Below are 21890 nucleotides of genomic sequence, written 5' to 3'. Positions count from 1 at the left end.
ACCTTTTAAATCAGTCCTGTGAGACAGAAAAGGGTGGCTTCTTCCTTGCACCCTAGTCTCACATGACTAGGGTATTTTTATACAGATATTGTTATATAAATACAAAAGTGATAACATAAAAATCAGAAAGATGAGGGATGACGATGAACCATTTGTTAACGATGAGTGAATTATCGGAACTAGAAATTTCAGAAATCCTAAAAGACGCAGAAGATTTTGCGAATGGAAAAGAGAGCAAAACAACAGAGCAAACATTTGTAGCAAACTTGTTTTTTGAAAATAGTACGAGAACGAGATTTAGCTTCGAAGTTGCTGAGAAGAGATTAGGACTTGATGTTTTAAACTTTTCAGCAGATGCATCTAGCGTACAAAAAGGAGAAACTTTATACGACACGATAAGAACACTAGAATCAGTCGGAACAAAAGCGGTAGTCATCCGCCATGAGCAAGATCGTTACTTCGATGAGCTGAAAGATCAAGTAAACATTCCAATCTTGAATGCTGGAGATGGATGTGGAAATCATCCAACGCAATGTCTGCTCGATCTTCTAACAATTAAACAAGAGTTTGGAAGATTTGAAGGTTTGAAGATTGCAATAGTTGGAGATGTTCGACATAGCCGAGTAGCACGTTCTAATGCAGAAGCATTAACGAAACTGGGCGCGACAATTTACTTTGCAAGCCCAGAAGAGTGGAAAGATGAAGATAACACATTTGGAACATACAAATCATTAGATGAACTTGTTCCAGAAGTGGATGTAATGATGTTACTTCGTGTACAACACGAGCGTCATGATCATTATGAAACAGACATTATGAAAGAGTATCACAAGCAACATGGATTAACAGTTGAAAGAGAAAAACGTATGAAAGAAGGAAGCATTATTATGCATCCAGCTCCTGTAAACCGTGATGTTGAAATTGCAAGTGAACTTGTTGAGTGTGAGCGTTCGCGCATATTCAAACAAATGGAAAATGGAGTTTACGTAAGAATGGCTGTACTAAAACGCGCCTTACCAAATGTATTAGGAGGAATGAAACATGAATTATTTGTTTAAAAATGGTCGTTATATGAATGAAGAAGGAAACATTGTAGCAACAGATCTTCTCGTACAAGACGGTAAAATTGCGAAAGTAGCAGAAAATATTACGGCAGATAATGCTGAAGTAATCGACGTAAATGGAAAGTTAATCGCACCTGGATTAGTAGATGTACACGTACATCTTCGTGAACCAGGTGGTGAACATAAAGAGACAATTGAAACAGGAACACTTGCAGCAGCAAAAGGTGGATTCACTACAATTTGTGCAATGCCAAATACACGCCCAGTACCAGATTGCAGAGAACATATGGAAGACTTGCAAAAACGTATTAAAGAAAAAGCACATGTCAACGTACTACCATACGGAGCAATTACAGTACGCCAAGCGGGTTCTGAAATGACAGATTTCGAAACGTTAAAAGAACTTGGAGCATTTGCTTTCACTGATGACGGCGTAGGCGTACAAGATGCGAGCATGATGTTAGCTGCTATGAAGCGTGCAGCGAAATTGAATATGGCAGTAGTTGCACACTGTGAAGAGAATACACTTATTAATAAAGGTTGTGTACATGAAGGGAAGTTTTCTGAGAAACACGGACTAAACGGTATCCCATCAGTATGTGAATCTGTACATATTGCAAGGGATATACTGCTTGCTGAAGCGGCAGATTGTCACTATCACGTATGTCACGTAAGTACAAAAGGATCTGTACGTGTAATCCGTGATGCGAAACGCGCTGGAATCAAAGTAACAGCAGAAGTAACACCGCATCACTTAGTGTTATGTGAAGATGATATCCCGTCAGCTGATCCTAACTTTAAAATGAACCCACCGCTTCGTGGAAAAGAAGACCACGCAGCGTTAATTGAAGGGCTATTAGATGGAACAATCGATATGATCGCAACTGATCATGCACCGCATACAGCGGAAGAGAAAGCACAAGGAATTGAAAGAGCACCATTCGGAATTACTGGTTTTGAAACAGCATTCCCACTTCTATACACAAACCTTGTGAAAAAAGGAATTATTACATTAGAGCAGTTAATTCAATTCTTAACAGAAAAGCCAGCTGATACATTCGGCTTAGAAGCAGGTCGCCTGAAAGAAGGTAGAACAGCTGATATTACAATCATTGATTTAGAACAAGAAGAAGAGATTGATCCAACAACATTCTTATCAAAAGGAAAAAATACACCATTCGCAGGTTGGAAATGCCAAGGGTGGCCGGTAATGACAATCGTTGGTGGTAAGATCGCATGGCAAAAGGAGAGTGCATTAGTATGAAAAGACAACTTATCTTAGAAGATGGAACAGTATTAATTGGAAAAGGTTTCGGAGGAGAAATCGAAAAGTCAGGTGAGGTTGTATTTACAACAGGAATGACTGGATATCAAGAAACATTATCTGATCCATCATATTGCGGTCAAATCGTAACATTCACGTACCCATTAATCGGAAACTACGGCATCAACCGTGACGATTTTGAATCGATTCACCCATCTGTAAATGGCTTAATCGTAAACGAAATTTGTGATCACCCATCAAACTTCCGTAATGAAATTTCGTTAAATGATTACTTAAAAGAAAGAAACATCCCAGGGTTAGCAGGAATTGATACGAGAAAATTAACGAGAAAAATTCGTCAATACGGTACATTACGTGGACGTCTATGTAACATGGATGCAGATGTAGAATACATCGTGAGTCAATTAAAAGCGACAGTATTTACAGATCACGTGAAACGCGTATCAACGAAAGACCCATACCCAAGTCCAGGCCGTGGACACCGAGTTGTACTTGTAGACTTCGGAATGAAACATGGTATTTTAAGAGAATTAAATAAGCGTGATTGTGATGTAATTGTAGTACCTTACAATACAACAGCAGAAGAGATTTTACGCCTTAGCCCAGATGGAATTATGTTAAGTAACGGACCTGGAGATCCAAAAGATGTGCCAGAAGCGATTGAAATGCTAAAAGACATTATCGGTAAAGTTCCTTTATTCGGAATTTGCTTAGGACATCAATTGTTCGCACTAGCATCTGGTGCGAATACAAGTAAGTTAAAATTCGGTCACCGTGGTTTAAACCATCCAGTAAAAAACCTTACAACTGGAAAAGTAGCAATTACATCTCAAAACCATGGTTACGCAGTAGAAGAAGAATCAGTTGAAAATACAGAACTTGAAATTACACATGTCGCTTTAAATGATGGAACAGTAGAAGGTCTTCGTCATACGAAGTTCCCAGCATTTACAGTACAATATCATCCAGAAGCTTCAGCAGGACCAGAAGATGCAAATGATTTATTCGAAGATTTCTTAGAAATGATTGAAAACTTCAAGAAAGAAGGGGAAGAGTTATGCCAAAACGCCTAGACATTAACACAATTTTAGTAATCGGATCAGGACCAATTGTAATTGGGCAAGCCGCAGAGTTTGATTACTCTGGTACACAAGCTTGTCAATCTCTTAGAGAAGAAGGTTACAAAGTAATCCTTGTTAACTCTAACCCAGCAACAATTATGACAGATACTGCAACAGCAGATAAAGTATATATAGAACCGTTAACATTAGAATTCGTAAGCCGTATCATTCGTAAAGAACGTCCAGATGCAATCCTACCAACATTAGGTGGTCAAACAGGTCTAAATATGGCTGTTGAACTTGCGAAATCAGGCATACTTGAAGAGTGTGGAGTTGAAATTTTAGGAACAAAATTATCAGCAATCGAGCAAGCGGAAGATCGTGATTTATTCCGTACATTAATGCAGGAATTAAATGAACCAATTCCATCTAGTACGATTATTCATACGCTAGAAGAAGCACATGAATTTGTAAAAGAAATTGGTTATCCAGTTATTGTTCGCCCGGCATTTACAATGGGGGGAACAGGTGGCGGAATCTGTAGTAATGAAGAGGAATTAATTGAAATCGTATCAGGTGGTTTAAAACATAGTCCAGTGACACAGTGTTTATTAGAAAAGAGTATTGCTGGTTGCAAGGAAATTGAATATGAAGTAATGCGTGATTCGAATGATAACGCGATTGTAGTATGTAACATGGAAAATATCGATCCAGTTGGGGTTCACACAGGTGATTCTATCGTTGTAGCACCGAGCCAAACATTAAGTGACCGTGAGTATCAAATGTTACGAAACACTTCATTAAGAATTATTCGTGCATTAGGAATTGAAGGCGGATGTAACGTTCAGCTTGCACTTGATCCACATAGCTTCCAATACTATGTAATCGAAGTAAACCCGCGTGTAAGTCGTTCATCTGCACTAGCATCTAAAGCAACTGGATATCCAATTGCTAAATTAGCGGCAAAAATTGCAGTCGGTTTAACATTAGATGAAATTATAAACCCAGTAACACAAAAGACATACGCTTGTTTCGAGCCAGCATTAGACTATGTTGTTTCAAAAATTCCACGTTGGCCATTTGATAAGTTTGAATCAGCAAACAGAACGCTTGGTACACAAATGAAGGCAACTGGTGAAGTTATGTCAATCGGACGTAACTTAGAGCAATCATTATTAAAAGCGGTTCGTTCTTTAGAACTTGGCGTTTATCACTTAGAGTTAGAGCATTTAAAAGATCTTGATAAAGAGACAATGAAAAAACGCATTATAAAAGCTGATGATGAGCGACTGTTTATTGTAGCAGAAGCAATCCGTCAAGGTGTAACGAAAGAAGAAATCAACGATTGGTGTGAAATGGACTTCTTCTTCTTACAAAAAGTTGAAAATATCGTAAACATGGAACGCGAAGTAAAAGCAAATGCAGGAAATATGGAAGTATTACAATCAGCGAAAGAAATGGGCTTCAGTGACCATTACATCGCCAATGCTTGGAGCAAAACAGAGCGTGAAATTTACGATATGCGTAAAGAAAGCAATATAACTCCTGTTTATAAAATGGTAGATACTTGTGCGGCAGAATTTGAATCTGCAACACCATACTACTACAGCACATATGGTGACGAGAATGAATCGGTTATAACAGATCGTAAGAGTGTTGTTGTACTAGGGTCTGGTCCAATCCGTATCGGTCAAGGTGTTGAGTTTGACTATGCAACAGTTCACTCTGTATGGGCAATTAAAGAAGCTGGATATGAGGCAATCATTGTTAATAACAATCCAGAAACAGTTTCAACAGACTTCAGTATTTCTGACAAATTATACTTTGAGCCATTAACAATCGAAGATGTAATGCACATTATCGATTTAGAAAAGCCAGAAGGTGTTATCGTCCAATTCGGTGGACAAACGGCAATTAACTTAGCTGCTAAGTTAGAGGCTCACGGTGTGAAAATCTTAGGAACATCACTTGAAGATTTAGACCGTGCAGAAGATCGTGATAAGTTTGAAGCAGCTCTAACACAGCTTGGTATTCCGCAACCAGTTGGTAAAACAGCAACGACTGTAGAGCAAGCAGTAGCAATCGCTGACAAAATTGGTTACCCAGTATTAGTAAGACCATCTTACGTACTAGGTGGACGTGCGATGGAAATCGTATATCGTCAAGAAGAACTGCTGCACTACATGAAAAATGCGGTTAAAGTTCACGCAGATCACCCAGTATTAATCGACCGTTACATGGTTGGTAAAGAAATTGAAGTAGATGCAATTTCAGACGGTGAGAATGTATTCATTCCAGGTATTATGGAACATATTGAACGCGCTGGAGTTCACTCTGGTGACTCAATCGGAGTATATCCACCACAAAGCTTATCTGCAAAACTGAAAGAACAAATTATTGAACATACAATTGCACTTGGAAAAGGATTAAACATTATTGGATTACTAAACATTCAGTTTGTAGTATTCAAAGATGAAGTGTATGTAATTGAAGTAAATCCACGTGCGAGCCGTACAGTACCATTCTTAAGTAAAATTACAGGCGTACCGATGGCGAATGTTGCAACGAAAGTTATTTTAGGGCAAAACCTTGTAGAACAAGGATATGGAACTGGTTATCACCCAGAAGAGAAGGAAGTGTATGTAAAAGCACCGGTATTCTCATTTGCGAAACTACGCTCAGTTGATACAACATTAGGACCTGAAATGAAATCAACAGGGGAAGTAATGGGTAAAGACTTAACTCTTGAAAAAGCATTATACAAAGGGTTAGTTGCTTCAGGAATTAACATTCCAACGCACGGATCAGTAATCATTACTGTAGCGGATAAAGATAAAGAAGAGGCAATGGAAATTGCAAAACGTTTCCACGAAATTGGCTACAATTTATTAGCAACAGCTGGAACGGCACAAACATTAGCAGAGCAAAATATCCCAGTGCAAGTTGTAAACAAAATTGATTCTGAAGACTACAACTTACTTGATATTATCCGTCAAGGAAAAGCACAGTTTGTAATCAATACATTAACAAAAGGCAAACAACCAGCGCGTGATGGTTTCCGCATTCGCCGTGAATCAGTAGAAAATGGTGTGGCTTGCTTAACATCACTTGATACAACGAGAGCAATCTTACGAGTATTAGAATCTATGACATTCTCAGCTCATTCAATGAAAGAAATTACGCAAACGAAGCGTCACGAGGTGGTACATGCATGATGCAAAAGCAAAATATGATCGTCGTTAACCAAAAAGAAATCGCAAAAAATATTTACGAATTAGTGCTTCAAGGGGATCTTGTGCAGCAAATGAACGACCCAGGGCAGTTTGTACACATTAAGGTAGCAGAGGGCATCACGCCCCTTCTGCGCCGCCCAATTAGTATTTGTAATGTCGATCAAGATAAGAACGAATTTACAATGCTATATCGTGCGGAAGGACAAGGAACAAAAACATTAGCAAAAAGAAAACAAGGCGAACTTGTAGATGTGTTAGGACCACTTGGACATGGTTTTCCTGTAGAAGAAGCGGAAGCTGGACAAACGGCTCTATTAGTTGGAGGGGGAATTGGTGTACCACCACTATATGAATTGTCACAGCGTCTTGTAGCAAAGGGAGTACGCGTTATTCACATCTTAGGTTTCCAAACGAAAGATGTTGTCTTCTATGAAGAGAAATTCGCAGAGCTTGGTGATACGTATGTTGCAACAGTTGATGGTACGCATGGTACAGAAGGCTTTGTAACAGATGTAATTGATAGCTATGGAATTGACTTTGACATTCTATACTCATGTGGACCTTTAGCGATGCTTCGTGCATTAGAAGGACGCTATAAAGAGAGAAAAGCCTACATTTCATTAGAAGAGCGTATGGGCTGTGGTATTGGAGCATGTTTCGCATGTGTATGCCATCTGCAAGCAGATCCGAGTGGACATTCTTACAAGAAGGTGTGTAGCGACGGACCAGTATTTCCAATCGGGGAGGTTGTACTATGAACAGATTGCAAGTTGAATTACCAGGGTTATCATTAAAAAATCCAATCATCCCAGCATCTGGTTGCTTCGGATTTGGTCGTGAGTATGCACAGTTCTATGATTTAAGTGTACTTGGATCAATTATGATTAAAGCGACAACAGAACAGCCTCGTTACGGAAACCCAACACCTCGTGTTGCTGAAACACCAGGCGGAATGCTAAATGCAATCGGGCTTCAAAATCCTGGATTAGAAAAGGTAATGAATTCTGAATTACCTTTTCTCGAGCAATTTGATCTTCCGATTATTGCAAATGTTGCTGGCTTACAAGCTGAGGATTATGTAGCAGTTGCGAAGGAAATTTCAAAGGCACCTAATGTTCATGCGCTAGAATTAAATATTTCTTGTCCAAACGTAAAAACGGGTGGTATCGCTTTTGGTACAAATCCTGAAATTGCTGCTGATTTAACGAAGCGAGTAAAAGAGGTTTCTGAAGTACCGGTATATGTGAAATTGTCACCCAACGTGGCAAACATTGTGGAGATTGCAAAAGCAATTGAAAATGCGGGTGCGGACGGTTTAACGATGATTAATACATTGCTTGGTATGCGTCTAGATTTAAAAACTGCAAAACCGATTTTAGCAAACCGTACGGGCGGACTATCAGGGCCAGCGATTAAGCCAGTAGCAATTCGTATGGTACATGAAGTAAGTCAAGCGGTTAACATTCCGATTATCGGAATGGGTGGTATTGAAACTGCGGAAGATGTAATTGAATTCTTCTATGCTGGTGCAAGCGCGGTTGCAGTAGGTACAGCGAACTTCATAGACCCGTTTGTATGTCCGACAATTATTGAAGAGTTACCAGCATTACTAGATGAATTAGGATTTGATCACATTTCGGAGTGTCAAGGAAGGAGCTGGAAGCAAACATGTCACAGTCGTTAATTGTTGCACTAGATTTTCCAGGGAAACAAGATGTAGAACAATTCTTACACCACTTTGAAGGAGAAGAGTTATTTGTCAAAGTTGGTATGGAGTTATTTTACAAAGAAGGCCCTGCGATTATTACGTACTTAAAAGAAAAAGGGCATAAGATCTTCCTAGATTTAAAACTTCATGATATTCCGAATACAGTAAAAAGCGCTATGCGTAGCCTAGCTAGTCTAGAAGTTGATATGGTAAATGTTCATGCTGCTGGGGGAAGCAGTATGATGAAAGCTGCGATTGAGGGATTAGAGGAAGGTAAGCAAGAAGGAAAAGAGAGACCGATTTGTATTGCAGTTACACAACTAACAAGCACTTCGGAAGCTATGATGAAAAAAGAGATCGGCATTGAGAAAACGTTAGAAGAAGCGGTTGCTCATTATGCAAAATTAACGAAAGAAAGTGGACTTGATGGAGTTGTTTGTTCAACACTTGAAGTTCCAAAATTACGTGAAGTATGCGGAAATGAATTTGTAACAGTAACACCGGGGATTCGTCTTGCAAGCGATGATGTAAATGACCAAGTGCGCGTAGCAACACCGAAACGTGCGAGGGAACTTGGTTCAAGCTACATCGTAGTTGGACGTAGTATTACAAAAGCAGAAAATCCGCTTGAAGCGTATAAAACAGTAAAACAACAGTGGGAAGGTGTAACAGTATGAAAAAAGAAATCGCATCGCATTTATTAGAAATTGGAGCAGTATTTTTACAACCGAATGATCCATTTACTTGGTCTTCTGGTATGAAATCACCAATTTATTGTGATAATCGTTTAACTTTATCTTATCCAAAAGTACGTCAAGCGATTGCAGCTGGATTAGAAGAGTTAATTAAAGAGCACTTCCCAACTGTAGAAGTTATTGCAGGAACAGCAACTGCTGGTATTGCGCACGCTGCATGGGTAAGCGATCGTATGGATTTACCAATGTGCTACGTACGTAGTAAGGCAAAAGGTCACGGCAAAGGGAACCAAATCGAAGGAAAAGCTGAAAAGGGTCAAAAAGTAGTAGTAGTAGAAGACTTAATTTCAACTGGCGGTAGTGCAATTACATGTGTAGAAGCACTTCGCGAAGCTGGCTGTGAAGTATTAGGAATCGTATCAATCTTCACATACGAGCTAGAGTCAGGAAAAGAAAAATTAGAAGCAGCTAACGTAGCGTCATATTCTTTAAGTGATTACAGTGCATTAACTGAAGTTGCAGCAGAAAAAGGTATGATTGGACAAGCTGAAACGAAAAAATTACAAGAGTGGCGTAAAAATCCAGCGGACGAGGCTTGGGTTACAGCGTAATATGAAAAAAGACGACTGCGGGGGAACGCGGTCGTCTTTTTATATCCTTGTTAAAAATTCGCGTAAAGAACGTATTGTGGGCACATCGTATTTTAGCAGTGAGTCGTTCCGGTTTAACCAAATCCCATGCATTCCAGCTATTGTACTACTAATTGCATCTGTTTCTAATCGATCGCCAATATAATAGCAATCTTTCATTTCAAGATTCGATTGTAATCCGGCTCTGTGGAAAATTTCTGGGTCTGGTTTCGAAATACCAATTTCACTAGAAGTAAATATGTATTTGAAATATTGTAGAATGTTTAGAGCAGTTAACTTTTCGATTTGTTGTTCATAGTCGCCATTACTAATGATGCCCAATGAATATCCTCTTTGCTGTAAGGATTGTAATGTATAGAGTACATCTTCAAACACGGTCCAGTTGTTCTTATATAGTTCTATATATTGATTGAATTTGTGCTGAGATTCCCCGGGTGATAAGTTTACTCCATATGTTTTAAATAAATGATACATTCGCATCCCTTGTTGTTCTTGAAAAGATAATTCTTTGGATAAAAATTTGTTGAAATATTGTTCGGATAATTCATGCCATAGTTTCGAGGCCTCTAATTCGTTTCCTGAAAAAATATCATTATACTGTTGGAAGAAATGCGAGATACCATTTTTCTCAGCAGTCTCATAATCAAGTAAAGTTCCATCGACATCAAAGAAAATCATATTATAATCTCCTTGCTAATAACTATTTAGCGTTTTCTGCAACTTCATATCCTCTTACAAACAATAGAGTCATATAAGAAACAATAAATGAGAAGATGCTGTACATACCAACCCAAAAGAAAAATTTTGGAGTAAGGGCGATAACACCTATTATTAAAAAACTAGCAAACGTTACAATCGGCATTACGTAATACGTTTTCGTTCTACGTGTTCCAATAACAGAAACGATAAAGATAAGTAATGGACAAATTAATAAGACGAAAATCAATTCATTCATAGTTATGTCCCCTTTTCTAATGGAAGTAATCTGTTTCTCGTAAACGTTTTGAAATAAATACTCTCTTAATATAATTTCGCTAACATATACGTAATCCCTTTTGAAAGTCAGTAATACATGATGGATTTCACAATAAAAAACGTAAGCAAGAGAACAATTGCTTACGTTATAAAATAAACATCGCAACGATCGTGGTGACAATTAAGCCAATCACAACCGGTAAAAAGTTTCGGCGTGCAAGTTCAAATGGATCAACTTTACAAATGGCAGCGGCAGGAATAAGTGCCCAAGGAATTAACGTTCCTCCCCCGGTCCATATAGCTGCAATTTGTCCGAGTGCTGTTAATGTAGCTGTTCCATGACCAAGTGCTGTGCCGAAAAGATTTGCAATCGAACCAGCAAGTGATATACCTGAAAAACCTGATCCATCTAACCCTGTTATAACACCAACGATAGTTAATGTTCCTGCGGATACATATTGATTTAAAGGAACCGTTTGAGATAAGGCGATTCCTAAGTCGTTAATAATTCCGTGTGAACCTTTCGGTAAATAGTCCCCGATAATTTTTACAAAGCCGCTATCTCCTAAATAAAAGAGTGCAGCGATTGGAATAACTGGCCCGAAAATTTTAAATCCAAATTGGAGCCCCTCTATAAAATAATCGGTCGTTTTATTTAGTCCATTTCCTTTGTAGGCGATGAGAGAAATGATGATAATCATAATAACAGTCGTCCCGCCGATAAGTGCTGTTGCGTCGCTTCCTTGTAGTTTAAATTGAATCATGCAAAGAATATCGATGGCATATACGATCGGAATACAAATAGCGAGCCATTTTGTTGTCCGAGAAGATAATGAAGTGAGCGTTTTAGAAGACTCAGTTGATGGAATAGATTCTTGTATAGATAAGCCTGTATGAAATTCTTTTCGTAAGAAGAAGAATGCGACAGAAGTTGTTACAATACCCATAACGATAACGAGGGGAACACTGGCAGAAACAACGCTAGAAACAGGCAACCCAGCAGCGTCAGCGGTTAATTTTGGTGCACCTTGAATAACGAAGTCACCAGATAAGGAGATGCCGTGTCCGAATAAGTTCATAGCAATCGCAACCCCAATTGGCGGAAGGCCTACACGTACAGCGACAGGTAATAAAATTGCTCCCATTAAGGCGACAGCAGGAGAGGGCCAAAAGAAGAAAGAAATTGTCATCATCAAAAGGCCGATAATCCAGTAGGCGAGGGTAGGGGTACGAATCATCTTTGTAAATGGTGAAATCATTGTATCATTTATGCCAGTATGAACGAGTAGATTGCTCATGGATACGATAATGGAGATGATTAATATAGTTGGTAATAGTTCAGTAATGGCGTAGATGAAGCTTTGAAAAATACCGCTAATGGCAAGAGGAATAGAACTTGTTGCGGTTAATGCCAGTAAAAAGATAAAAACGATACAAATGATCGTCGTATCTTTTCTAAAAATAAAGAAGGTAATAATAGTGAGTAAACAAAGAATATAGAGAGCGTGTAAAAGCGTTAATTCAACTCCCATAACATTCACATCCTTAGGCGTTCGTGTAGTTCATTGTATGAAAGCAGTGAAAGTATGTGAGTATAGGAAAAAGAAAAAAATAAAATTTCATGTACTGTAATGGTAAGACTTAAAAATGGATGTTACAATACAATTAATCCTAAAAATGGAATTAAAGGAGGGGCTATGCACAAAAAAATTGGTTTTTGGGGATTTATTATATCTTGTAGTCTATTAATCATTTTAAATCTATTTACAAAGAATGAATGGATAAGTATTATACCTGTTCTCGGGTTTGTTTTTATACTGTTATATCGTTGGGATGACATGAAACAATATAGTAAGAAAAGTATTGGAATTATGATAGGTATCATTGTTGTTTGTTCATTTGTCGTAGGGTTTATTTTAATAGAGGGGCAAAGGCAAATGGAGAAAATGTCTATTTTTCAAGAATGGATGTCGTCTGCGAAAGGTCTTTATCTTGTAATTGTAGTCGTCATTTTTCTAGGAGTCATGATAAGAATAGGGAGTTACATATTAAAGAGCGAATAGAACGGGGGGAGTGCGAATGAGAGAAAAAATAGGGTATTATGGTGTGCTCGGTTGTTTAATATTATCAGTCATTTCAGGACAATTTCTTAAAAGTGAATGGATAGGCGTTATATTATGTATAGGAGTATTGATTTTTGCTCCCATGTATCGCTGGGATGAATGGAAAGCATATAGTCGAAAAAAGAAAATTGTTTTCAGTATCGAGTTTGTCATTATAATTGGTACGATTCCATTTTTGTTATTGAAAGGAAATGAGATAATAGATGGAATTGTAATGTTTCAAGGGTGGTTATTTATTGCAAAATTGCTATATTTAATATGCATTTTAATGTTGGTAGCGGTAGTCACTAAAACAGTAAACGAAAAGCTATTCGTTAATGAATAAAAGAAAATGCCACCTTATTCGGTGGCATTTTCTCATTTTACTGCATGAGCTTTTTGCATCTTTTTAATTAAACGAATTTGTCCACGATGATTGATTTCATCTTCAAATACGTGAAACCATTTAAAGTAGTTATTTGCTGGTTTGTCATACCAAAATTCTGTCGTTTTAAATAACCATTCATCAGGTAACGTTTGAAAAGTTTCGATTGTTTTGGAACGTACTTCTTGTAATGTATGCATGTAAAATTCTATAGCGTTTCCTTTTATTTTCTCACGTCCAAGATCACCTAACTCAATACCAGGTAACCAACGTTCTAATTCAGCTTCCGTTGGTTCACGGTCTTCAAAAGTATGAATCTGGTAGTAAAATTCAACAGCGGCCATAGGGTACAATAACATACCAATTGAATTTGCTTCATCATCATATAAATAATCAAGTTCTTCAATTGTTAAGCCTTCGACAGCCTGCATTGTTGTATAGCGAGCGTAATTCATCATGGAAACAAGTTTTGAAAATTCAACTTGTAAACCATCTATTTTATCAATTACAAAATTCAATTTAAATGCCCCCTCTTTAAATGAATACCCCAGAGAAGGAATTTTATGTGCAATGAAAAAATCCTGTTAAAAACTTTAAACTATTAACAAGGAATAACAATTAGCTCTTTATTTGATTTTGTAATAACTTCATATCCGTCTTTTGTAATGACGATATCATCTTCAATTCTACAACCGCCCCAGTTTGGTATATAAATACCTGGTTCAACTGTAACAACCATACCTTCTTCTAAAGTAGCCTTACTTTCTTGGGATAGGCGAAGCGGTTCATGTATTTCTAACCCAAGACCATGACCAGTAGAGTGACCGAAATATTGACCGTATCCATGTTCTGTAATGTAATCTCTCGTTATATCATCGATACTTTTCGCAGTTTCTCCAGGCTTAATCGCTTCAGTCCCACGTTTTAACGCTTCTCGTACAACATTGTATATCTTTTTGAATTCTTCTGATGGTTCCCCTATTGCTACAGTACGTGTAATATCGGAACAATATCCGTCGTAAAGTGCACCGAAATCTAATGTAACGATGTCGCCTCGTTCGATTATTTTATTTGATGCAACTCCATGAGGAAGTGAAGAACGAACGCCAGAAGCTACAATAATTTGAAATGATGAGGATGTAGCACCTTTTTTTCGCATGAAAAATTCTAACTCATCTCGTACATCATGTTCACTTATTCCCGGTTTTAGAAACTTAAGGATGTGGTGAAATGCGTCGTCAGCAATATTAGCCGCAATTTTCATTGTTTCTATTTCAGGTGTGTCTTTAATAATACGAATATCTTCGATAATTTCACACACTTGCACCATTTCCGCATGTATGTATTTTTGTAAGTTTTTATATTGTTGTAATGTCATGTTATTTTCTTCAATTCCAAGTTTTTGAATGTTTAATTTCGATACTTGATTTGCAACTTCTTTCTCTAAATTTCCTTTATGCATAACAATTTCAGCGTCTTTTATTTGTGATTTCGCTTGATCTACGTAGCGAAAATCAGTTATAAAAACCGCTTTATCCGCAGAGATTAAGACGACGCCAGCGCTGCCTGTAAAGCCTGTTGCATATTGACGATTTTCTTTTTTTGTAATAAGTAATCCGTCAATTTCATATTTTTGTAGTTGATTTTGGATTTTATTAATTCTTAAAGTCATGTTAATTTCCCCCTTTTCACAGTATTGAATAAAGCAAATAGCGTGCCAAAATGTATATTTGAAGAAAAGATAGTAGGAACTACATGTGTTTTAGGGGAGATAAAAAATTAGCCCGCTATTTGTGGGAGGCGGTTTGTTCATAAAGTCAAGATTACTTCAATAATCAGTGGGGGGATGAAAAGATATTGATTGAAGGTGCACTTTATATACATATTGTAAAAAAATTTATACAGATGTGAAATGACACTGTCAATTTTTTTGACAATATTGAAGGGAAGAAAGATGTTATGAATTAGTGAATGGATATATGAACTGAATTGAAACCATATAAAAAATGCGTCGCTTGCAAGCAACGCATTTTTTAATATTTATGCTTTTAATTTCATTACAGTATCAGCATCCGGTGTTACATATACAGTTTGCTGATTGTCATATGTAACAAAGCCAAGTTTTGCACCACTCGGTTTTTTCACATGACGTATTTTCGTGAAATCAACAGGTACAGAGCTAGACTCTTTTGCTTTACTGTAATAAGCGGCGATTTTTGCAGCCTCTAGTAAAGTTTCTTCAGCGGGTTCCAAAGAACGAATGACAACATGAGAGCCAGGTATGTCTTTCGTATGTAACCAAATTTCATCACGACGGGCAAATTTCGTTGTTAAATAATCATTTTGTTTATTGTTTTTGCCGACGAAAATTTCTGTTCCATCACTAGCTAAATATTTGTCCAATACCGGTTTAGTTGGTTTCTTCTTAGCATTTTTTGCTTTGCGATTGCGCATATAACCTTCTTCGGCTAATTCCTCGCGAATTTCTTCGATGTCTTTTGAAGAAGCAGCTTCCATTTGTTGAAGTAAGCTATCAAAATAAAGAATTTCTTCATTTGTTTTTTCGATTTGTTCTTCTACAACAACAACTGAATTTTTTGCTTTTTGATATTTTTGGAAATAGCGTTGTGCATTGTCGGATGGTGTTTTTAAAGGATCTAATGTGATTTTTACAGTCCCACCATTTTCGTCGTAATAGTTAACGACTTCAATATCTTTGTCACCTTTTTTCAAAGCATACATATTGGCTGTAAGTAGCTCTCCAAAAAGTTGATATTTATCTGCTTTCCCGGCATCTTGTAATGTTTTTTCTAGTTTAATGAGTTTTTTCTCATTTTTATTTTTTTCGTTTTGCATAAAGCGCTCTAAATCATGCGCCTGTTGTTTTACACGATCGCGCTCTGCTTTACCGAAGAAGAAGCGATCTAACAATTCGCTTACTGATGAGAATGTTTTTTCTTTTCCTTGTAAGTGCGTAAGAGGGAAAAGATAAAAGAATTCTTTCCCGTTTGCAGTACTCATTGTTGGTGAATATGTATGAGTTAGTAATGGCTTTTGTATGGAGAAAAATGCTTCAGATAATGCTTTTTCATTTACCAAACCTGCTTTTTTCACTACTTCTTTTGCGAATAACGGTGATATTCCCGTAAAGGTGCCGACAAGCTGTTTATCCATGTTTCCAGATAGAAAGTCTAGCGGTCTAATAAATTCATCATCTGTTTCAATCTGAAGCGGGTTAATTTTATGTTGTGCTGGTGGTGCAATATATTCAGCTCCAGCGTATACAGTTCGATGTCGGTTTACTGCTAAAGAAACGTGTTTTAAGCTATCTAAAATATTGTTTGTTTTTGTGTCTACTAAAATGATGTTACTATGTCGTCCCATGATTTCAATTACTAATGTCTTTAGCGATTCATCACCAATTTCATTTCTGCTGCGAACTGTAATTTGAATAATGCGCTCTAAATCAATTTGTTCAATCTTTTCAATGAAACCACCTTCTAAATGCTTGCGGAGAAGCATACAAAACATTGGTGGAAGTGCGGGTGAATCGTAATTTTGGTTTGTTAAGTGTAAACGTACATATGTCGGATGAGCGGAGAGAATCAGTTTTTGATTCTTTCCGTTTGCGCGAATATGTAATAAAATCTCGTATTTTGAAGGTTGATATATTTTGGAAATTCTTCCCGTGTAAAGAGAATTTGCAATTTCATGTGTAATCGCTCTTGTAAATAATCCATCGAATGCCATAAATGAACACTCCTTTCTAACTAAAAGTTAATTATAGCATTTTTTTGGACGAGGCTGAATAAGCTTTCATTAGAGTATGTCTGGAATCAGGAGGTCGATGGCAGGATGAATTGGTATGAAATGCGAGCACATGAAGTGGAGGAAAGAACGAATACGAATGTGGAGGTAGGTCTTACAGAGCAAGAAGCAGAGGGGCGATTAAGGAAATTTGGTACAAATGAATTGCAAGAAGCAAAGCGGCCTTCTGCACTTATGGTGTTTTTAGCGCAATTTAAAGATTTTATGGTACTTGTTTTATTTGGTGCAACAATTATTTCAGCTTTTTTAGGAGAATATATCGATTCAATTGCAATTGTTGCAATCGTTATTATCAATGGTATCCTTGGTTTCTTCCAAGAAAGGAAAGCTGAAAAATCGTTGGAAGCTTTAAAAGAGTTGGCAGCTCCTCAAGTTACGGTGCTAAGAAATGGGAAGTGGGTAAAAGCGCCGTCTAAAGCGCTTGTATTAGGTGATATTATTAAGTTTTCTAGTGGTGATCGTATTGGCGCGGATGTTCGTCTTGTGGAATCTTCAAGTTTATATATCGAAGAGTCTGCTCTTACAGGGGAGTCAGTACCGGTACAAAAGAAGGTAGAAGCATTACAAGGCCAAGATGTTTCAATTGGTGATCAAAAAAACATGGCATTTATGGGGACGATGATAACGAGAGGTGCTGGAACAGGGGTAGTCATAGCGACTGGAATGAATACAGCTATGGGCCAAATTGCAAATATGTTGCAAAATGCTGAGCAAATGGAAACACCATTACAAAGAAGGTTAGAACAGCTAGGGAAAATTTTAATTATTGTCGCTCTTATTTTGACAGCTCTTGTAGTATTAGCTGGTGTATATCAGGGGAATGAAGTGTATCACATGTTTTTGGCTGGGGTTTCGCTCGCAGTTGCGGCTATTCCGGAAGGATTACCAGCTATCGTTACAGTTGCGCTATCACTTGGTGTACAGCGCATGATTAAAAAGAGAGCAATTGTGCGAAAGTTGCCAGCTGTAGAAACGTTAGGGTGTGCTTCTGTTATTTGCTCAGATAAAACAGGAACAATGACACAAAACAAAATGATGGTAACACATATGTGGTCAGGCGGAGAATTGTGGAAAGTAACAGGTCAAGGCTATGAGCCAACGGGTTCGTTTATGAAAGGTGAAGAAGTAATTGACCCTACTAAGACGAAATCACTGTATCAACTACTCACATTTGGCTGTTTATGTAATAATGCGAATGTTATTCAAAAGAAAAAGACGTATGTGTTAGATGGAGATCCAACAGAGGGAGCTCTCGTAGCTGCTGCAATGAAGGCGGGAATATCACGTGAAGCTCTTAAAGGGAAATTTGAAGTCATTCGTGAATTTCCTTTTGATTCAACTAGAAAAATGATGAGCGTTATCGTTCGTGATCGTGAAGGGAAAAAATTTGTTATTACAAAAGGAGCACCAGATGTTCTATTGCAAATGAGCCAAACGATTTTATGGGGGAATAAACAGCAGCCTTTAAGTGAAATGTATCGAAAAGAAGTGCAGGCAGCGATTCATAGTCTAGGAAGTCAAGCTTTACGAACGATTGCGGTGGCATTTAAACCGTTAAAAGCTACAGATTCAATTGAGCATGAAAGAGAAGTAGAGCAGGATTTTATGCTTGTTGGAATACAAGGAATGATAGATCCGCCAAGACCAGAAGTGGCGCAAGCGGTGAAGGAGTGTAAGGAAGCTGGTATTAGAACGGTAATGATTACGGGAGATCATAAAGTGACAGCAATGGCAATTGCGGAACAGTTAGGGGTTTTACCAGCTGGTGGACGCGTTGTTGAAGGTGTAGAACTTGCGAATATGGATGTAGAGGCATTAGAAGATATTGTAGAAGATACGTATGTATTCGCTCGAGTGTCTCCTGAGCATAAATTGAAAATCGTTAAGGCGCTGCAAAATAAGGGGCATATAGTAGCTATGACAGGTGATGGAGTGAACGATGCTCCAGCTATTAAAACAGCTGATATAGGGATTGCGATGGGAATTACAGGGACAGATGTTGCAAAAGAAGCTTCTTCACTTGTTTTGTTAGATGATAACTTCGCTACGATTAAATCGGCGATTAAAGAAGGTAGAAACATATATGAAAATATTCGGAAGTTTATTCGATATTTGCTAGCATCTAACGTTGGTGAAATTTTAGTTATGTTATTTGCGATGTTACTTGCACTGCCATTGCCGATGGTTCCAATTCAAATTTTATGGGTGAACTTAGTTACTGACGGTTTACCAGCGATGGCATTAGGTTTGGATAAGCCTGAAGGAGATGTCATGAAGAGAACACCACGCCATCCGAAAGAAGGGGTGTTCGCTAGAGGGCTTGCGTGGAAAATTATAAGTCGTGGTTTTCTAATCGGAGCAGTGACGTTAGTAGCGTTTATTATTGCATTTAACCAGCATCCAAATGAATTAAAGTATGCACAAACGGTAGCTTTTGCAACATTAGTACTTGCTCAGCTTATTCATGTATTTGATTGTCGTAGTGAACATTCTATATTTCATCGTAACCCGTTTGGAAATATATATTTAGTAGGGGCGGTTATTATTTCTTTACTGTTAATGCTTGTAGTTATATATTATCCACCATTACAGCCGATTTTTAGCACAATGCCGATACAAGCACGAGATTGGTTGTTAATTGGAGGATTATCATCTATTCCGACTTTCTTATTAGTAGGATCTTTATTAACAAGAACGAAGGATAAAAAGAAAAAGCCACTGTTATATAAGAAGGGACTAAACTTGAAATAGTCAATGATATGAAAATATGATATAATTTACAGAAGGTAGTAGAGCCTTGTCTCTATTACCTTTTTCATTGAGTTATTTCATGGCTTGGATGTGATAAAGATGATTTGTAGTATGACAGGATTTGGAAGGTCGAAAGTAGAAAATGATACTTTTCAAATAACAGTAGAAATGAAGTCGGTGAACCATCGCTTTTTAGAAATGAGTATTCGACTTCCGAAGCAAATGATGGTGTTTGAAGACAGAATTCGTAAAATAATTGCAGAACAAGTTCGCCGTGGACGTATTGAAGTGTCTATTAGTATAACAGGTGAAGGGCTTGTTGAAAGAAAATTAAGTGTGAATTGGGAGCTTCTCAAGCAGTACCAATCCATTATGGAAGATATAAAAGGGAAATTTCAATTACAAGATTCTATTACAATCGGGCAACTAATGGGAATGCCAGAAGTAACGGCAATTGAAGAAATAGAAAATGTAAATGAACAATTTGAAAACAGTTTATATGAGGCTGTTCGCCAAGCTGCTCATATGTTAAAAACGATGAGAGATGGCGAAGGAGAACGATTACATAAAGATATAGCGTATCGTTTGCAAGAGATTCACAATTGTGTAAATGCAATTATTCCACATGCACCAATTGTTACACAAAAATATCGTGAACGATTAGAAAATCGCTTAAAAGAATTACATAATCAAGATTTAGATGAACAAAGATTGCTAACAGAAGTCGCAATGTTTGCAGAGCGTTGTGATATTCACGAGGAGTTAGTTCGTTTACAAAGTCATTTAGATCAATTTCGTGAAACACTGCAGATTGAAGAGCCTGTTGGAAGGAAAATGGACTTCATCGTGCAAGAGCTGCATAGAGAAATTAATACGATTGGTTCTAAGGCAAATGACTTAACAATTTCAAAATATGTTGTAGAAATGAAAAATAACCTTGAAAAAATTCGTGAACAAGTACAAAATATTGAGTAGCTTTCAAAAAATATATAAAGTTATACGTGGTGGAGAAATCGGATAGACTTACTAGGAGGCGCAAACTATGGCCATGCGGTTTTTAAATATTGGATACGGAAATATTGTATCTGCTCATCGAATTATTGCTATTGTAAGTCCGGAGTCAGCTCCTATTAAACGAACAGTACAGGAAGCACGTGAACATAATGCTTTGCTTGATGCTACGTATGGGAGAAAAACAAGGGCGGTTATTGTTATGGATGATGGGCATGTAGTATTAAGTCCAATTCAGCCAGAGACGATTGCACATCGTTTGAATAATAAAGAAGATTTAAGTGAGGAAGGGTAGGTTTTACATATTTATGAGAAGTAGAAGAGGATTGCTCATCGTTCTTTCAGGACCTTCTGGGGTTGGAAAAGGAACGGTTCGAAAAGAGCTATTTAGCCATGAGGATACACGTTTTCAGTATTCTATTTCAGTAACGACGCGTAAACCGCGTGAAGGTGAAGTAGATGGTGTGGATTATTTCTTTAAAGAGAGAGAAGAATTTGAGGAAATGATTCGTAATGAAAAGTTACTTGAATGGGCTGAGTTTGTTGGTAATTATTACGGAACACCAATTGATTATGTTGAAAAAACATTACAAGAAGGAAAAGACGTGTTCCTAGAAATTGAAGTACAAGGAGCAATTCAAGTTAAGAAAGCCTTCCCTGAAGGTGTATTTATTTTCTTAGCACCTCCAAGTTTATCTGAACTAAAGAACCGAATTGTCGGTCGTGGTACAGAAACTGAAGATGTTATTGAAAATCGTTTAACTGTAGCGAAAGAAGAAATCGAAATGATGGACGCTTATGACTATGTTGTAGAAAACGATCAAGTTGAATTAGCTTGCGACAGAATTAAAGCAATTGTGGTTGGCGAACATTGCCGCCGCGAAAGAGTAGCAAAATATTATAAAGAAATGACGGAGGGTCTATAATTATGTTAAATCCATCAATTGATTCATTATTAACAAAAATCGATTCTAAATATACGCTTGTAACAGTAGCTGCGAAGCGTGCGCGTGAAATGCAACTTGCGAACAATTGTGTTATTGAGCAACCTGTTTCTCATAAATGTGTAGGTAAATCATTAGAAGAAATCGATGCAGAAGTATTAAAATATGTACCAAGTGAAGACAAAATCATCGATTAAG

At 37.5% G+C, this 21890-nt stretch carries 21 protein-coding genes; 15 read left to right on the top strand and 6 right to left on the bottom strand.

All coding sequences use genetic code 11. From position 1 onward, the window contains the following. The first annotated feature begins 143 nt into the window (after positions 1 to 143). The 8 genes from pyrB to pyrE are packed head-to-tail and all read left to right on the top strand — an operon-like array spanning position 144 to position 9657. Positions 144 to 1058, top strand: a complete 915-nt coding sequence (pyrB, locus tag ACP6L7_RS15970; protein ID WP_097830927.1) for an aspartate carbamoyltransferase — start codon at positions 144 to 146, stop codon at positions 1056 to 1058. Then, positions 1042 to 2328 (top strand): dihydroorotase, encoded by a 1287-nt coding sequence (gene pyrC, locus ACP6L7_RS15965; RefSeq protein ID WP_097830928.1) that lies wholly within the window; start codon positions 1042 to 1044, stop codon positions 2326 to 2328. Before pyrB ends, pyrC begins: the two co-directional genes overlap by 17 nt. Next, the gene (locus ACP6L7_RS15960; protein WP_097830929.1) at positions 2325 to 3422 is read left to right on the top strand and encodes a carbamoyl phosphate synthase small subunit; all 1098 of its coding nucleotides are present in this window, start codon (positions 2325 to 2327) and stop codon (positions 3420 to 3422) included. Before pyrC ends, ACP6L7_RS15960 begins: the two co-directional genes overlap by 4 nt. Next, positions 3407 to 6625 (top strand): carbamoyl-phosphate synthase large subunit, encoded by a 3219-nt coding sequence (gene carB / locus ACP6L7_RS15955; protein ID WP_430529306.1) that lies wholly within the window; start codon positions 3407 to 3409, stop codon positions 6623 to 6625. The genes ACP6L7_RS15960 and carB overlap by 16 nt, the downstream gene beginning before the upstream one ends. Continuing rightward, positions 6622 to 7401: a dihydroorotate oxidase B electron transfer subunit gene (gene pyrK / locus ACP6L7_RS15950; RefSeq protein ID WP_000983346.1), complete on the top strand. Its 780-nt coding sequence runs from the start codon at positions 6622 to 6624 to the stop codon at positions 7399 to 7401. Before carB ends, pyrK begins: the two co-directional genes overlap by 4 nt. Further along, positions 7398 to 8327 (top strand): dihydroorotate oxidase B catalytic subunit, encoded by a 930-nt coding sequence (gene pyrD / locus ACP6L7_RS15945; protein ID WP_430529305.1) that lies wholly within the window; start codon positions 7398 to 7400, stop codon positions 8325 to 8327. Before pyrK ends, pyrD begins: the two co-directional genes overlap by 4 nt. After that, a complete protein-coding gene (gene pyrF / locus ACP6L7_RS15940) occupies positions 8312 to 9028 on the top strand; it encodes an orotidine-5'-phosphate decarboxylase (protein WP_097830931.1) in 717 nt (238 codons plus the stop codon). Before pyrD ends, pyrF begins: the two co-directional genes overlap by 16 nt. Then, a complete protein-coding gene (gene pyrE, locus ACP6L7_RS15935) occupies positions 9025 to 9657 on the top strand; it encodes an orotate phosphoribosyltransferase (RefSeq protein ID WP_000711455.1) in 633 nt (210 codons plus the stop codon). The genes pyrF and pyrE overlap by 4 nt, the downstream gene beginning before the upstream one ends. A 39-nt stretch (positions 9658 to 9696) precedes the next feature. Here the strand turns inward: pyrE and ACP6L7_RS15930 are convergent, their stop codons facing one another. The 3 genes from ACP6L7_RS15930 to ACP6L7_RS15920 all read right to left on the bottom strand — a co-directional run bounded on the left by ACP6L7_RS15930 (position 9697) and on the right by ACP6L7_RS15920 (position 12203). After that, on the bottom strand, positions 9697 to 10374 hold the full coding sequence (locus ACP6L7_RS15930; RefSeq protein ID WP_097830932.1) for an HAD family hydrolase: 678 nt from the start codon (positions 10372 to 10374) through the stop codon (positions 9697 to 9699). A gap of 22 nt (positions 10375 to 10396) precedes the next feature. Continuing rightward, positions 10397 to 10651: a YbeF family protein gene (locus tag ACP6L7_RS15925; RefSeq protein WP_097830933.1), complete on the bottom strand. Its 255-nt coding sequence runs from the start codon at positions 10649 to 10651 to the stop codon at positions 10397 to 10399. A gap of 166 nt (positions 10652 to 10817) precedes the next feature. Beyond that, positions 10818 to 12203 (bottom strand): hypothetical protein, encoded by a 1386-nt coding sequence (locus ACP6L7_RS15920; RefSeq protein WP_097830934.1) that lies wholly within the window; start codon positions 12201 to 12203, stop codon positions 10818 to 10820. Between the two features lie 99 nt (positions 12204 to 12302). On the opposite strand from ACP6L7_RS15920, the gene ACP6L7_RS15915 reads away from it, so the two are divergent. Further along, positions 12303 to 12734 (top strand): YoqO family protein, encoded by a 432-nt coding sequence (locus tag ACP6L7_RS15915; protein WP_170960990.1) that lies wholly within the window; start codon positions 12303 to 12305, stop codon positions 12732 to 12734. A 16-nt stretch (positions 12735 to 12750) separates the two neighbouring features. Beyond that, positions 12751 to 13119 carry a YoqO family protein gene (locus ACP6L7_RS15910; RefSeq protein WP_097830936.1) on the top strand — a complete coding sequence of 123 codons (369 nt, stop codon included), beginning with the start codon at positions 12751 to 12753 and terminating at the stop codon, positions 13117 to 13119. 32 nt (positions 13120 to 13151) lie between these two features. Here ACP6L7_RS15910 and ACP6L7_RS15905 read toward each other — a convergent pair whose 3' ends face one another. The 3 genes from ACP6L7_RS15905 to ACP6L7_RS15895 form a co-directional block, all read right to left on the bottom strand. Then, on the bottom strand, positions 13152 to 13676 hold the full coding sequence (locus ACP6L7_RS15905) for a DinB family protein (protein WP_097830937.1): 525 nt from the start codon (positions 13674 to 13676) through the stop codon (positions 13152 to 13154). A gap of 83 nt (positions 13677 to 13759) precedes the next feature. Then, complete coding sequence (locus ACP6L7_RS15900; protein ID WP_097830938.1) at positions 13760 to 14830, bottom strand: M24 family metallopeptidase; 1071 nt, start codon at positions 14828 to 14830, stop codon at positions 13760 to 13762. Positions 14831 to 15198: 368 nt separating this feature from the next. Continuing rightward, a complete protein-coding gene (locus ACP6L7_RS15895; protein ID WP_430529304.1) occupies positions 15199 to 16908 on the bottom strand; it encodes an Rqc2 family fibronectin-binding protein in 1710 nt (569 codons plus the stop codon). 105 nt (positions 16909 to 17013) lie between these two features. On the opposite strand from ACP6L7_RS15895, the gene ACP6L7_RS15890 reads away from it, so the two are divergent. From ACP6L7_RS15890 to rpoZ, 5 genes are all read left to right on the top strand, one after another. Beyond that, positions 17014 to 19737, top strand: coding sequence for a calcium-translocating P-type ATPase, SERCA-type (locus tag ACP6L7_RS15890; protein WP_097830940.1), 2724 nt, complete (start codon positions 17014 to 17016; stop codon positions 19735 to 19737). A 99-nt stretch (positions 19738 to 19836) separates the two neighbouring features. Continuing rightward, a complete protein-coding gene (locus ACP6L7_RS15885) occupies positions 19837 to 20712 on the top strand; it encodes a YicC/YloC family endoribonuclease (protein WP_097830941.1) in 876 nt (291 codons plus the stop codon). 67 nt (positions 20713 to 20779) lie between these two features. Then, positions 20780 to 21043 (top strand): extracellular matrix/biofilm regulator RemA, encoded by a 264-nt coding sequence (gene remA / locus ACP6L7_RS15880; RefSeq protein ID WP_001251456.1) that lies wholly within the window; start codon positions 20780 to 20782, stop codon positions 21041 to 21043. A gap of 13 nt (positions 21044 to 21056) precedes the next feature. Next, positions 21057 to 21674, top strand: a complete 618-nt coding sequence (gmk, locus tag ACP6L7_RS15875; RefSeq protein WP_001257739.1) for a guanylate kinase — start codon at positions 21057 to 21059, stop codon at positions 21672 to 21674. A gap of 2 nt (positions 21675 to 21676) precedes the next feature. Continuing rightward, a complete protein-coding gene (rpoZ, locus tag ACP6L7_RS15870) occupies positions 21677 to 21889 on the top strand; it encodes a DNA-directed RNA polymerase subunit omega (protein ID WP_000933968.1) in 213 nt (70 codons plus the stop codon). Position 21890 lies beyond the last annotated feature (1 nt).

The organism is Bacillus silvicola (assembly GCF_050524305.1).
Taxonomy (GTDB): Bacteria; Bacillota; Bacilli; order Bacillales; family Bacillaceae_G; genus Bacillus_A; species Bacillus_A cereus_AT.
The sequence above is the reverse complement of the archived record's forward strand: the minus strand, read 5'-3'. Positions and strand labels throughout refer to the sequence as shown.

Excerpts from the sequence above, each read along its gene's own strand:
- pyrB (WP_097830927.1), top strand. The coding sequence starts at position 144 with ATGAACCATTTGTTAACGATGAGTGAATTATCGGAACTAGAAATTTCA.
- pyrC (WP_097830928.1), top strand. The coding sequence starts at position 1,042 with ATGAATTATTTGTTTAAAAATGGTCGTTATATGAATGAAGAAGGAAAC.
- ACP6L7_RS15960 (WP_097830929.1), top strand. The coding sequence starts at position 2,325 with ATGAAAAGACAACTTATCTTAGAAGATGGAACAGTATTAATTGGAAAA.
- carB (WP_430529306.1), top strand. The coding sequence starts at position 3,407 with ATGCCAAAACGCCTAGACATTAACACAATTTTAGTAATCGGATCAGGA.
- pyrK (WP_000983346.1), top strand. The coding sequence starts at position 6,622 with ATGATGCAAAAGCAAAATATGATCGTCGTTAACCAAAAAGAAATCGCA.
- pyrD (WP_430529305.1), top strand. The coding sequence starts at position 7,398 with ATGAACAGATTGCAAGTTGAATTACCAGGGTTATCATTAAAAAATCCA.
- pyrF (WP_097830931.1), top strand. The coding sequence starts at position 8,312 with ATGTCACAGTCGTTAATTGTTGCACTAGATTTTCCAGGGAAACAAGAT.
- pyrE (WP_000711455.1), top strand. The coding sequence starts at position 9,025 with ATGAAAAAAGAAATCGCATCGCATTTATTAGAAATTGGAGCAGTATTT.
- ACP6L7_RS15930 (WP_097830932.1), bottom strand. The coding sequence starts at position 10,374 with ATGATTTTCTTTGATGTCGATGGAACTTTACTTGATTATGAGACTGCT.
- ACP6L7_RS15925 (WP_097830933.1), bottom strand. The coding sequence starts at position 10,651 with ATGAATGAATTGATTTTCGTCTTATTAATTTGTCCATTACTTATCTTT.
- ACP6L7_RS15920 (WP_097830934.1), bottom strand. The coding sequence starts at position 12,203 with ATGGGAGTTGAATTAACGCTTTTACACGCTCTCTATATTCTTTGTTTA.
- ACP6L7_RS15915 (WP_170960990.1), top strand. The coding sequence starts at position 12,303 with ATGGTAAGACTTAAAAATGGATGTTACAATACAATTAATCCTAAAAAT.
- ACP6L7_RS15910 (WP_097830936.1), top strand. The coding sequence starts at position 12,751 with ATGAGAGAAAAAATAGGGTATTATGGTGTGCTCGGTTGTTTAATATTA.
- ACP6L7_RS15900 (WP_097830938.1), bottom strand. The coding sequence starts at position 14,830 with ATGACTTTAAGAATTAATAAAATCCAAAATCAACTACAAAAATATGAA.
- ACP6L7_RS15895 (WP_430529304.1), bottom strand. The coding sequence starts at position 16,908 with ATGGCATTCGATGGATTATTTACAAGAGCGATTACACATGAAATTGCA.
- ACP6L7_RS15890 (WP_097830940.1), top strand. The coding sequence starts at position 17,014 with ATGAATTGGTATGAAATGCGAGCACATGAAGTGGAGGAAAGAACGAAT.
- ACP6L7_RS15885 (WP_097830941.1), top strand. The coding sequence starts at position 19,837 with ATGATTTGTAGTATGACAGGATTTGGAAGGTCGAAAGTAGAAAATGAT.
- remA (WP_001251456.1), top strand. The coding sequence starts at position 20,780 with ATGGCCATGCGGTTTTTAAATATTGGATACGGAAATATTGTATCTGCT.
- gmk (WP_001257739.1), top strand. The coding sequence starts at position 21,057 with ATGAGAAGTAGAAGAGGATTGCTCATCGTTCTTTCAGGACCTTCTGGG.
- rpoZ (WP_000933968.1), top strand. The coding sequence starts at position 21,677 with ATGTTAAATCCATCAATTGATTCATTATTAACAAAAATCGATTCTAAA.